This is a genomic window from Vibrio sp. T20, assembly GCF_007858795.1.
Taxonomy (GTDB): domain Bacteria; phylum Pseudomonadota; class Gammaproteobacteria; order Enterobacterales; family Vibrionaceae; genus Vibrio; species Vibrio satsumensis.
The window spans coordinates 31,726-45,217 of sequence record NZ_VFEB01000183.1 but is presented as its reverse complement, the minus strand read 5'-3'; the positions used below and the strand labels follow the sequence as shown (position 1 = coordinate 45,217).

Annotated in this window: 9 protein-coding genes; 8 read left to right on the top strand and 1 reads right to left on the bottom strand. The window is 44.2% G+C overall.

What is annotated here, in order from left to right; genetic code table 11:
- Positions 1-148 precede the first annotated feature (148 nt).
- The 7 genes from FTW16_RS20275 (at position 149) to purF (ending at position 11,062) form a co-directional block, all read left to right on the top strand.
- Positions 149-4,987 (top strand): FimV/HubP family polar landmark protein, encoded by a 4,839-nt coding sequence (locus FTW16_RS20275; protein WP_146492284.1) that lies wholly within the window; start codon positions 149-151, stop codon positions 4,985-4,987.
- Between the two features lie 194 nt (positions 4,988-5,181).
- On the top strand, positions 5,182-5,976 hold the full coding sequence (gene truA / locus FTW16_RS20270; protein ID WP_004734161.1) for a tRNA pseudouridine(38-40) synthase TruA: 795 nt from the start codon (positions 5,182-5,184) through the stop codon (positions 5,974-5,976).
- Positions 5,977-6,152: 176 nt separating this feature from the next.
- The gene (gene accD, locus FTW16_RS20260; protein WP_017062348.1) at positions 6,153-7,079 is read left to right on the top strand and encodes an acetyl-CoA carboxylase, carboxyltransferase subunit beta; all 927 of its coding nucleotides are present in this window, start codon (positions 6,153-6,155) and stop codon (positions 7,077-7,079) included.
- Positions 7,080-7,121: 42 nt separating this feature from the next.
- Entirely contained in the window at positions 7,122-8,384 is a 1,263-nt protein-coding gene (gene folC, locus FTW16_RS20255) for a bifunctional tetrahydrofolate synthase/dihydrofolate synthase (RefSeq protein ID WP_146492283.1), read from the top strand.
- On the top strand, positions 8,385-8,960 hold the full coding sequence (locus FTW16_RS20250) for an SPOR domain-containing protein (RefSeq protein WP_052878957.1): 576 nt from the start codon (positions 8,385-8,387) through the stop codon (positions 8,958-8,960). It abuts the gene before it with no gap.
- Between the two features lie 61 nt (positions 8,961-9,021).
- The gene (locus tag FTW16_RS20245) at positions 9,022-9,513 is read left to right on the top strand and encodes a CvpA family protein (protein WP_009848678.1); all 492 of its coding nucleotides are present in this window, start codon (positions 9,022-9,024) and stop codon (positions 9,511-9,513) included.
- Positions 9,514-9,547: 34 nt separating this feature from the next.
- Positions 9,548-11,062: an amidophosphoribosyltransferase gene (gene purF / locus FTW16_RS20240; RefSeq protein ID WP_060982247.1), complete on the top strand. Its 1,515-nt coding sequence runs from the start codon at positions 9,548-9,550 to the stop codon at positions 11,060-11,062.
- Between the two features lie 122 nt (positions 11,063-11,184).
- Here the strand turns inward: purF and FTW16_RS20235 are convergent, their stop codons facing one another.
- Positions 11,185-12,060: a LysR family transcriptional regulator gene (locus FTW16_RS20235; protein WP_017067604.1), complete on the bottom strand. Its 876-nt coding sequence runs from the start codon at positions 12,058-12,060 to the stop codon at positions 11,185-11,187.
- A gap of 228 nt (positions 12,061-12,288) precedes the next feature.
- Between FTW16_RS20235 and FTW16_RS20230 the strand changes: the two genes are divergently transcribed.
- A complete protein-coding gene (locus FTW16_RS20230) occupies positions 12,289-13,392 on the top strand; it encodes a response regulator (protein WP_048669227.1) in 1,104 nt (367 codons plus the stop codon).
- Positions 13,393-13,492 lie beyond the last annotated feature (100 nt).

Below are 13,492 nucleotides of genomic sequence, written 5' to 3'. Positions count from 1 at the left end.
AATATTGTTAGTCAAATTGTGTGAAATTGCTGCGAATATTGTTGCTGCAACACATTTTTTGTTTTCATCTCTATAGTTTTACGTCATTTATCCGATATATTTAATAGATCATCACTTTTCCGAATTTAAGCACCTAGCTGAGCCTTTTATGTTTCAAATTTTCAAGCCGTGGTTAATGCCTTTTGCCTTTATCATTGCGACTCAGATTTCCGTTGTTCGTGCAGATTCCATTCGAGTTGTAGGACCTAATGGTCAGATACAATCAGCGCCTACGTTTTCAGAACCTCTTCAAAGAGCGCAATCGAATAGCGCTGAGCCTTCACGTTTCTATGGTCCAACTCGCGGCTCAGAAACATTGTGGTCTATTGCTTCAAAGTTACGCCCTGATAACTCCGTGTCAGTCCAACAAACCCTGTTGGCTATTTATCGCTTAAACCCACAAGCGTTTGAAAACCAGAATATCCATAGCCTGCTGCCTGCCAGTAATTTACGTGTGCCTTCTTTAGATCAAACACGTGCAAGTTCGACGCAGCAAGCTATCAACATCATGAACTCACATCTTGCTAAGCTTGATGCGCCAGTGACCAAGCCTGCAGCTTCAAAGCCAAAAGCAGTTCAAACCTCAAATCAATCGAATACTGGCTCAAAAACTACCACGCCTACAAAACAAGCCAGCTCAACTGAAGACGTTAAGAAACCTGCCTCGCTTGTTCCATCATCTCCAGCGAAAGAGATGAATAAGCTTGAGAAGCAGCTAGAGCTTTCAGAAACTGAACTACTGTCACTTGAAGAGAAGAACCATCAGCTTCGTTTGATGTTGTCGAATGTTCAATCGGAAGTCGATGAGTTAAAAACAGAGCTCAGTGATGAAGATCGCATTCGTAGCGAAGTGGAAAAGCTGCTTGATGAAGAGCGCAGAAAGAACGCCGAAATTGAAAAAATGGCACCAAGTGCACTGGACGAACTGTTATCGAATGGTTGGTTAGTGGCGGCTCTTGCGATTATTCCAGGTTTGCTACTTGGTTTGATCATTGTGATGCTGTTAGGCCGTCGCTCTAAAAATGCTGAGCAACAGCAAATCACTCAAGATCAACCTATTCAGCCACAACCAAGCAGCGTTGCGCCTATTGCATTGGGCGATGAAATGGACGACCTGAACGAACTCTCTTTAGACGATGACTTGTTTGGCTCAGAAGATGATGCCAACAAGTTGTTTGACGACCAAGCACTGGTTGAAGAAGACGATGTATTTGCTGGTTTAGATGAATCTGATCTTGATTTCAATCTGGATGGTGAAGACGATGACCCGTTTGCCAGCATTGGTGAAAATGGTGATTTAGATACTAACTTCGACGATCTAGATTTAGACAGCAGCAACGGTATCAGTGTTAATAGCGAAGACAAAGCGCTTGGTCTTGAAGAGATGGAGCGCGCGCTAGACAAAACAGCGGAAAGCGCACTCGATAGTGATGATGTTGACTTTGACCTTTCTGATGATAACGCAATGTCTGCTGATGACATTGAAGCCTTGTTATCTCAAGAGGGTGAAACTGAAGATCTAGGTTCCAACGAGCTAGACCAGTCTCTGTTAGATGATCTGTTTGCTCTTGATGATGAAGATGACGACAGCTTCGACATTGATGCGTTGATTTCTGAAGAGCAAAGTGATTCGCCGTCTAACACTGAAACACCAGCAAGTGATGATTTTGACATTGATGCGCTTATCTCAGAGCAACAGACTGATACTGCTCCTGAGAATGTAAGCAACGACGAATTTGATATCGAAGCTCTTATCTCGGAACAGCAATCCCCTCAACCTTCGGCTTCTAGCGTAGAAGATGATATTGACGATATCTTTGCTCAGGTTGCCGCTCAGAACGATCAAGCGAATGATCCTTTTAACCTCGATAGCGACGATGAGATTGCCACTAACTTAAACAGTGGTTTGGCGTCTGATGATGATATCGAGAACATTCTATCTCAGTTCGATAAGCCAATCGTAGATGAAGAACCTCAAGATAGCGTTGACCTGCTTGATGAGCAATTGGCAGGGGATGACGTTGATCTAAGTAACTCGACAGACCTCCTTGATGAAATGTTGGAAGACGAATCGGGTGTAGAGTCTGAAAGTGAGCCTTTAGGTTTTGACTCCCTATCTGAACTTGAAGAGCTTTCTGGTTTATCGACGGATGATGATCTAAACATCGCAGAAGACAGCACGGAAACCTTGGATGAATTGATAGGCGATTCTGACGATGATGATTTCGAACTTGATGCCGAAAGTACCGACTTACTGGATGATTTTCTTGATAGTGAATTGTCAGGTGATGAGCTTTCAGCGGATGTACAAGAATCAGAATCTTTAGACCCGTTTGATGACTTACTGACAAGTGGCATTGAAGATGAGCTTGAGTCTGAAGAGAAGGCGTTTGATAAAGAGCTAGATGCAGCCTTTGGTTTTAACAACGTCAACGAGGAGCCGGAAAAGGACTCAGACGTTGCTCTTACTCCGTTAACCTCAGAAACATCTGACGTTGAGCCTGAGCAAGCGTCGGACATTAGTGAAATAACACAACCTGAAATCGTTCGTGATGAATCGCTAGATTCGGAACTGATCCAAGAAAGTGCTGACGTTAAGCCAGAAAATGATGAAAACTTCAATCGTGATGACTTTATCGATGACTTGTTCGGTGTCGCACCGGCAACGGATGCTTTGCTTGATGACTCGCTAGAAACAACAGACGAAGCGTTGATTGATGAGTTAATGACTTCTGATGACAATGATTCGCTGCAAGCGACAGAAGAGCCTGTTGAACCCTCAATTGAAAATACGGTTGAACCAGAGCAAGCGTCTCTTTCAGACAGCAACCAAGCATCAGCGGACGAAACTGCATCATCGGTTGAAGATGACGAACTGGATATCGACTCGCTGTTATCTGAGAATTCTGATTTTGACAAACCAGCTTTTGAAGAGCGAGTTCAAGAAGAAACTGCGTCACTAGAATCAGAACTGAAAGAAGCCGACGTACAAGAGCAGCGCGAAGACATTGCTGCTAGTTTTGAAGAGCAAGCTTCACCATCATCTTTAAATGATATCTCTGAATATGAAGAAGAGACGGTTGAAGACTGGTTAGCTGAAGCGATCGACGATGTAGAGTCGCCTGCGGACGTAGCTTCTGATTTTGACTTTGAACCGAAAATCCAAGGTAGTGAACAATTTGAAGATGTTGTTGAATCCTTGCCAGAGCCAGCTCGTGCTGCAAATATGCCAGAGATCATTCCGAATGAATTTGGTGTGCCGCAAGACGATGATTGGCTGATTGAAGACGATACGTCTGCACCAGAAGTATTAGCAGAAACTGATGTAACACCAGAACCAGTAACACCTGTTGTTGAACCTCAGTTAGACGCTGAACCGCAAGTTGAAGCTACACCACAAGCGGAAGCTGATGCTGCGCCACAATCAGAAATAGCGAAACAAGAAAGCGTAGATGAGTTCTCGTTCGATGACTTTGAGTTGCCAGAGTTTAGTGAAGAAGACGCACTAGCGGAAGCTGATGCTGAATCAACACCAGAACCAGTAATGCCTGCTGTTGAGCCTCAATTAGATGTTGAACCTCGAACTGACGCTCAGGGTCAAGACGACGAAGAGTTCTCGTTTGATGACTTTGAGCTACCAGAGTTCGGTGAAGAAGACGCACTAGCAGAAGCTGATGCTGAATCAACACCAGAACCAATAACGCCTGCTATTGATTCTCAACCAAGTGTTGAATCACAACCAACCGCTGAGCCTCAACTAGATGCTGCACTAAAGGCTGAAACTGCTAAACCAGAAAGTGAAGAAGAGTTCTCGTTTGATGATTTTGAGTTGCCAGAATTCGGTGAAGAAGATGCATTAGCTGAAGTGGTGAGTGAGCCGGATGAAGCTCAATTAGAACAAGACCTATCTGATGGTACAGAGAAGTTCGAGTTCAATGACCTTGATCTTCCAGAGTACGATGAAGAAAGCGCAAAAGCGGACTCTGTTTTAGATGATATTGAGCAAAGCAGTGCTGAGCCAGTAGCAGAAGATGAAGACGTAGAGTTCGATGAGCTTGATTTACCAGAATACGGTGAAGATGAAGCCATCTCAGACGCGTTTGCAGAGAAACCAACACCACTGACTTCTTTCAGCCCACAAGGCGAAGAGCAAGATGCGTTGCATGATTTGTTCGCGAACCCACAAAGCTTCAGTCAGGCTGAAGATTTCTCGAATCCACAAGACTCTGAGTTGGCTGGTTTTACACAGCCAGAAGAATCACTGAGCACAGCTTCTGAGCTAAACTCAACGCCTACTGCGGTTCAAGACGAACCACTAGAAGGCTTTGATGAGACAGCATTAGCTGAGCTGCTTTCTGAAGATGTTCAAGACTCTGTCGACAACATGTTTAATAAGCCATTGGATGCAACATCGATTGATAGTGCAGGGCTAGATATTGATGCCATGCTTGAAGTTGGTGGCGAAGACTGGAAAGGCTTTAACCTAGCGCCAGAGCAACAATCGAGCATGCATCATGATGTGCCTGACGACCAACAAGAGATTTGGGCGTCGGCTGAACAGCAAGCTGAACCGAAGATCAAAGAAGAGAATTGGGCTCAACAAGACAACCTAACCGAATCAGGCAGCAGTCGTGATAAGCAATACATGACGATTGATGAACTGATGGCTCAAGTCGAGCGAGAAGGTGAAGAAGTCACTAATCCAGACGATGAAGAGCTTAAACTGGATGTTGGTCTCAACGAATTCCCTGATGTTATCGGTGATATTGGCAATTATGATGTCGACAGTAATGCAGAAGCTGCGGGTAAGCTTGATTTGGCTAAAATCTACATCGAGATGAGTGACTCGCATGGGGCAATTAAGCTTCTAGAAGAGGCAATCGTTGACGGCAGCGATGATATTCGTCGAGAGGCAAAAAATCTTATCGATTCGTTAAACGGTCGATAAATTAACAAATCATAAAGGGTAGCGTTGGCTACCCTTTATTTTTAGATGATACAGAGCGCTATTGTTTGATTTGCTTTCCCAAAAGCATCGCCTAGGTCGATGCTGATTGTTTATTGAAGTTTTAGCCCCATCCTATTTGGGCTAGCACTGATTTCCGTATATACTTCTCGCCCATTTTCAAAGAGAACAAGAACATGAAAATTGCTTTAGGTATTGAATATAACGGTACCCACTACTTTGGTTGGCAGCGCCAACGAGACGTGAAAAGTGTCCAAGAAGAATTGGAAAAGGCTCTTTCAGTTGTCGCGAATCACCCTGTAGAAGTTATGTGCGCAGGTCGTACAGATGCCGGTGTTCACGGTACGGGACAAGTCGTTCACTTTGAAACTAATGTCGATCGTAAAATGGTGGCATGGACAATGGGCGCGAATGCCAACATGCCAAAAGATATTGCGGTTCGTTGGGCGACAGAAGTGAATGAGGATTTTCATGCTCGCTTCTCAGCAACTGCCCGCCGTTATCGCTACATTATCTTTAACCATGCACTTCGCCCTGGTATTTTGAATTCAGGCGTGAGCCATTATCATGGCCATCTTGATGAGAAAAAAATGCACGAAGCGGGTCAGTACTTACTTGGTGAGAATGATTTCACTTCGTTCAGGGCAACACATTGTCAATCCCGTAGCCCATGGAGAAACATGATTCACTTGAACGTGACTCGTCATGGACACTACATTGTGATTGATATTAAAGCGAATGCGTTTGTTCACCACATGGTGAGGAATATTACTGGTAGCCTTATTGCCGTAGGTAAAGGTGAGCAGAAACCAGAGTGGATCCAGTGGCTTTTAGAAGCTAAAGATCGAAAAGTAGCCGGCGCAACTGCAAAAGCGGAAGGTTTGTATCTTGTGGATGTTGATTATCCTGAACATTTTGAGCTACCACGAGAGCCAATTGGTCCTCTATTTTTGCCGGACAATTTGAACTAAATGTGAGACTTAGGTTCAAAAAATATTACGGTTTAGTGCGTAAGATAGTGCCAGAAAATAGGTACAACCAGTTTTTTATCTACAGTCGCTGTTTTATGTGCTTTAATTCCCACGCATAATTCCCAAATTTATTTCTTTCGCAATCAAGCGGAAGAATCGAAACAAAAAGGTCTTCCATGAGTTGGCTTGAAAAGATTTTAGAAAAAAGCAACATCGTAACATCTCGTAAAGCGTCTATCCCTGAGGGTGTTTGGACTAAATGTACTTCTTGTGAGCAGGTTCTGTACCATGCAGAACTAGAGCGTAACCTAGAAGTATGTCCAAAATGTGACCATCACATGCGCATGAAAGCACGTCGTCGTCTGGATACCTTCCTAGACAAAGGTGAGCGTGTTGAACTCGGTGCTGATCTTGAGCCACAAGACAAGCTGAAGTTTAAAGACTCAAAGCGTTACAAAGAACGTATCTCTGCTGCTCAAAAGAACAGTGGTGAGACAGACGCATTAGTTGCAATGAAAGGCGAACTGCTTGGTTTACCTATTGTAGCGTGTGCTTTTGAATTCTCATTCATGGGCGGCTCAATGGGTTCTGTTGTTGGTGCTCGCTTTGTGAAAGCGGTAGATGCTGCTATTGAGAACAACTGTGGTTTAGTTTGTTTCTCTGCAAGTGGTGGTGCTCGTATGCAAGAGGCATTGATGTCTCTAATGCAAATGGCGAAAACCAGTGCAGCTCTAGAGCGCTTATCTGCGAAAGGCCTACCGTTTGTTTCAGTAATGACTGATCCAACAATGGGCGGTGTTTCTGCAAGTTTGGCAATGCTTGGCGATATCAACATTGGTGAACCAAAAGCACTGATTGGTTTTGCTGGACGTCGTGTAATCGAACAAACGGTACGTGAAGACCTTCCTGAAGGTTTCCAACGTAGTGAGTTTCTTCTAGACCACGGTGCTATCGACATGATCGTTGACCGTCGTGAGATGCGTCAGCGCGTTGCAAGCCTTGTTGCTAAAATGACCAACCAGCCTTCACCATTAGTAGTTTCTGTGAACGATTCACCGAATGAAGCTACTTATGAAGTACCAGAAGCGCCAGAAAAAGGGTAAAGTACCTTCTAACAAACCAACTTAATTATGGTTATGAGTTAGATGAGTCAACAACCTATTCCTCAAGCCACATCCTCTTTGGAGATGTGGCTTGATTATTTATCAAACATCCACACAACCGCTATTGATCTTGGATTAGACCGAGTTCAGGCCGTCGCCTCTAAGGCAAACCTTACCAAACCTGCTCAACATGTTATTACTGTTGCCGGAACCAATGGCAAAGGCTCTACATGTGCACTGATGGAAGCGATTCTATTGGACGCTGGTTACTCAGTTGGTGTCTATAGCTCTCCCCACTTAATTCGCTATAACGAGCGTGTTCGTATCAACGGCCAAGATCTATCTGATGAAAAGATGGTTCAGTCTTTCGATTTCATTGAAAAAGAGCGTGGCGAAATTAGCCTGAGCTTTTTCGAATATGGCACTTTAGCTGCGTTACGTGCGTTTCAAACTGAAGCGGTTGATGTTGTGCTATTAGAAGTTGGTTTAGGCGGACGTTTAGACGCTACCAATATCGTTGAGCATGATGTTTCTGTGATTACTAGTTTGGCTGTCGACCATGTTGACTGGCTTGGTGATGACATCAATGTAATTGGCTTTGAGAAAGCGGGCATTTATCGTAGCGGTAAACCAGCTATTTGTGGTCAACCTAAACCACCGGCAACGGTTGCGGCACACGCTGATGACATTAAGGCTGAGTTCTACCAAGTTGGTATCCAATACACCTATGATGTTGACGGTGATACGTGGAACTGGCGCAGTGGCGCATTTCAACTGGAATCGCTACCTATTCCAAGCCTACCGTTACCTAATGCTGCAACTGCGTTGATGGCATTGGGCACATCAGAGCTTAGTATTAGTGACGTGAACGTTGTTAACGGTATGAAGAATGCGCAGCTTCCAGGGCGTATGCAGCAAATTAGCGAACAACCCGTGATTGTGCTTGATGTGGCGCACAACCCTCATTCTGCTGAATATTTTGCGCAGCAAGTTACGAAGAAGTATGCAGGTAAAAATTTACACGTTGTAGTCGCCATGCTTCATGACAAAGATATCCCAGCGACATTGGAAGTATTAGCGCCAATCGCAACTCATTGGTATCCAGCTTCATTACAAGGGCCACGCGCAGCGACAGCCGCTGAATTGTGTCAAAGCCTACCTGACAGCGTAGAGCAGCATTCAAACCCTGTCGCAGCGTTTGAAGCGGCTTTAGCTGCTGCTAAAGGTGACGATGTTGTGTTGGTTGTCGGTTCTTTCCATACCGTGGGTGAAGTGTTGGAGCATTGGCAGAAAAAAGGAAACTAAATGGCAAGTAAATTCCAAAGCCGATTAGTCGGCACCATCATTTTAGTGGCCATTGGCGTGATTGTATTGCCCGATGTGCTAGATGGTAAGAAGCTCCACTATAAAGAAGAGTTTGCAAGCATTCCGATTAAGCCTGAGCTTGATAGTAATGTTGAAGTGTTTGAAGTACTCGATCCCGTTGAAGATCAGATAGCGCTACCGGATTCTCCGGTTGAGCAAGTGGTTGAAAGTGGTCGTACTGACAATTCAAACACGCAAACCGCGTCTTCTTCCAATAATAAAGAAGCAGACAAAGTGGCGGTCGTGGTTAAGCCAGTACCGGAAAAAAATGAATACCAAGACAGTGCTTGGATTATTCAATTGATGGCTTTGAAGAATGCTGACAACGCAAAAAATGTTGTTAAGGATCTGCAAAAGCGCGGTTATCAGGCTCACACCAAGCAAGAAAAAACTTTTACGCGAGTAATTATTGGCCCGGATGTCTCTAAATCCAAACTTGAGCGACAAATTAAGGAATTAGAAAAAATTACGGGTTCAAAAGGCCAGTTGCTCAAATTTAAACCGTTAAATCCATAAGAAAACGTTTGCGTCAGCATTTTTTCTGTTAAAATGCGCGCCAACTTAAGATGAAGAATTCATGAATTGGTTAGATTTTGTCATTTTAGGCGTGATCGGCTTCTCTGCCGTGATCAGTTTAGTTCGTGGTTTCGCTAAAGAAGCCTTGTCACTCGTAATTTGGTTTGGAGCATTTTTTATTGCTAGCCAGTACTACGCTAAATTAGCGATGTACTTCACCAATATCGAAGATGAGATGTTTCGAAACGGAACTGCGATAGCAGCATTGTTTGTTGCAACGTTAGTTGTGGGTGCCTTAGTTAACTATGTCATCGGTCAGCTAGTTCAGAAAACAGGCCTGTCAGGTACAGATAGAATCCTCGGTGTCGTCTTTGGTGGCTTACGTGGTGTTTTGATTGTTTCTGCAGTGTTGTTTTTCATGGATGCGTTTACTGCATTCCCAAGTTCTGAGTGGTGGAAGAATTCGCAATTGGTTCCGGAATTTAGTCGAATCATTGCGCCGTTCTTCGAGCATTTACAAGCAACATCTAGTTTCTTATCTGGCGCGCTCTAGCGCCAGTTAATGTCGAAAAATCGAGGATTAGGACATGTGTGGTATTGTTGGAATCGTGGGTTCAACACCTGTAAACCAGTCTATTTATGACGCTTTAACGGTATTGCAGCATCGTGGCCAAGATGCCGCTGGTATTTGTACCATAGAAAGCAATCGTTTCCGTCTGCGTAAGGCGAACGGTTTAGTAAAAGATGTTTTTGAAGCAAAACACATGCAGCGCCTACAAGGTGAAGTTGGTATTGGCCATGTTCGTTATCCTACAGCGGGTAGTTCAAGTGCGTCTGAAGCTCAGCCTTTTTACGTAAACTCTCCTTTTGGCATTACGTTGGCACACAACGGTAACCTGACGAACGCAAATGAAGTTCGTGAAAAGTTGTTCGAAAAAGACCGTCGTCATGTAAATACAACCTCTGACTCTGAAGTTCTACTGAACGTATTAGCTCATGAGATCGATACCGTTAAAGGTAACGTGACTTCAGATGACGTTTTCCGCGCTGTTGCAAATGTGCACCGTACAATTCGTGGTGCTTATGCTGTAACTGCGATGATCATCGGCCACGGTATGATTGCATTCCGTGACCCACATGGTATTCGTCCACTGTGCCTTGGTAAGCGTGAAGTTCAAGGTAAAACAGAGTACATGGTAGCGTCTGAATCGGTAGCACTCGATGCTGTTGGTTTTGACTTCATGCGCGACGTAGCACCAGGTGAAGCTATCTACGCAACGTTTGACGGTGAGCTTTTCACTAAGCAATGCGCAGACAACCCACAACTAAACCCATGTATCTTTGAGTTTGTATACTTTGCACGCCCAGATTCATTTATCGACAAAATTTCGGTTTACAGCGCACGCGTTGAGATGGGTGAGATGCTTGGTAAGCGTATTAAAGAAGAGTATGCAGACTTAGATATTGATGTGGTTATCCCAATCCCTGAAACATCGAATGATATTGCGCTACGAATTGCTCAAGCGATCAATAAGCCATACCGTCAAGGTTTCGTGAAAAACCGCTATGTTGGCCGCACGTTCATTATGCCTGGTCAGCAACAACGTAAGAAGTCGGTTCGCCGTAAGCTCAACGCAATCCGCTCTGAGTTTAAAGGTAAGAACGTTCTTCTAGTTGACGATTCTATCGTTCGTGGTACGACATCAGAGCAAATCATCGAGATGGCTCGTGATTCTGGCGCAAACAAGGTTTTCATGGTATCAGCGGCTCCAGAGGTTCGCTTCCCTAACGTTTACGGCATTGATATGCCGAGCGCGACAGAGCTGATTGCTCATGGTCGTGATAACGAAACGATTTGTAAGCAGATTGGCGCAGATGCTCTGATTTTCCAAACATTACCAGATTTGATTTCTGCAGTAGGCATGGGCAATCAAGACATCGCACGCTTCGATACATCAGTATTCAACGGTGAGTATGTAACGGGCGATATCGACCAAGCGTACCTAGATTTCCTAGACTCTTTGCGTAATGACGACTCAAAGGTTCAACGTGAGATTCAACAAGATCTTGCGAACTTAGAGTTACACAATGAAGGTGCTTAATTAGCGTTTCGTCAGTAATAAAGAGTTTTTGCTAGCAATGATTCAATATTGCTAGCGATACAGAAAATAAAAAACCAGAGCATCGGCTCTGGTTTTTTTGTTTGTGGAGAAGGGGATTGATCTTAATGAATGTGGTACGCGATCACAAAATCAATAAACAATCTAACTTTCTCTGGTAGATGGTCTTTGTGGTTGTAAAGCATATAAATATCACGAGGGTTAGCGCTCCAGTCTTCTAAGACTTGTACTAAACTGCCATCTTCAATGTATTCACGAATCATCACGTCAGGCATCAGGGTAATACCTAGGCCTTCTGAGCAAGCTTGTCTCACGACATTAAGCGCATTGGCGTTGAAACGGCCTTTCTCGCTATTTACCACCGTCTCTTCATTCGAATTACTCAGCTGCCACTTAATCAGCGGGTAGCCTTTGAGTAGCGAATGGTTCGCTAGCTCTTCAGCATGGCTTGGAGCTGGGTTCTTCGCTAAGTACTCAGGGCTCGCGATAAGAATATCTTTGACTTCACTGATTTTGCGAGCGATTAGGCTTGAATCACGCTGCGGGCCGACACGGAAAATTACGTCCCACTCAGTTGGATCCAGCTGATCTGCTTGGTTGTTCATCATCAGCTCAATATTGATATCAGGGTATTGAGTCATGAATTCACTGAACATCGGCATCATCATGCGCTTGGTCAGATTTGAGGGGGCCGTAATACGAATCTTACCGGAAGCGCCTTTGCACACGTCAGTTAACTCTTCTGCGGTAGAAGAGAGACGTTGCAACAGCGGAGAGCATTCATTGAAGAAACGTTCGCCTGCCTCTGTTAAAGAAAGTTTACGCGCGTGTCTATTGAGAAGCCTAAGGTTCAAAGAATCTTCCAAGGCTTGGATGCGTCGTGTGATGGTCGCAACCGGAATCATAGTCTTGCGCGATGTTGCGGTGTAGCTCCCATTTTCAACGACGAGTCGAAAGAGGTTTAAATCATCTAATTTCATAAATCCAGACACATTTGTTTACAATCTCATCTAATTTATACGTAACAGTGAGATCAATGTTTGCGTTACGTCAACTCGTTGCACTATTTACAAGTATTCCAACCCTGGTCACGAATTACCAGCAAAGAGTGCAAATTTGTGTATTTAGCATTTTATTACTAAGTTTTATATTAGTTCTTAGAACAGATAACAATAATAATTCGACTTAGTTTTGTGAGGTTATAGATTATGTACAAAACTCACAGTCAGCCAGTAATGACCTCGGCTCAGGAAGTAATTAACCAAAAATGCGTGATGTTGGTTGATGATGATCCTATTTTTCGCCGTATAACCAGCGCGTACCTAGACAAGGTCGGTTATAAAGTGGTTGAGGCTGAAAATGGACTGGACGCTCTGCAAAAGCTTAGAGACTCAGCGCCAGATTTAATTGTGTGTGACTTATCAATGCCAATACTTGATGGCATAGAGCTTGTGGAAGAGCTCAGTTTAGAGTACCCGTCACTGCCTATGATCGTGGTGTCCGGCACTGATGATATGTCTGATGTGGCGAAAGCCTTGCGATTTGGTATTAAAGACTTTTTAGCGAAACCGTTAGAGGATCACGGTCATCTAGGAAGTGCGATTGCGAATACATTGACAGATTCGTTCGATAACATTTCAGACCAACGAGATTTTTCGAGCCAGTGGTTCTGTGTGGATGACGGGGGAGAGATCCCTGAAGACCAAGAACTGCATTGGCACCTGAATTACCTTCAAGATAATCCAAGCGCAGCAAAAGATTTACTGCATGCGCTGCTTCCAGAGAAAGATACGCGACAAGGCTCATGGCGTTGCAGTTACCGTTTACTGCAATCAACAGAGATGATGCCACTTGTGTTTGATTATGCGTGGATGATGAACGGGCAATTTGCTTTTTACCTCGTCGATTCATCGTCTTCTGATAATGGCGGCTCAGCAACAACATTGTTGGTGAGAGCGCTGTTCCACGATTACATAAGAAACAGAAAAGATTTTAATGTTGATCTCAAAGATATTGCTGAGATCTTAGAGAAGGGGATTCGTTGCTCTAAATGTTCTACCCCAGTGAATGCCTTGTTTGGTGTTGCCGACCTTGCCGAGGGAACCATCTCCATTTTACCTGCGGGCTTAGATGGGCAATGGTCGAATGGTGAATTGAATCAACATATTGCAGCAGGTGAGCGCTTGGGCGAGAACTGCAAGAAGAACTTTATAACGCGGGACCTTCCGATCGAACAGGGCTGCCAACTTTCGTTAAGCCTACTTGGAGCGGCAAGTTTTAGTTTAGACATACACCAAGGGTCTACCGATTAACCCTATATTTCCTCGGTTTTTGTGAATAATTGATTAAGGTATAGTTGCGCAAATGGTGCGGCTATGCCTTTTTTGTTAAATGTCGATTTAGCAAAGCGGG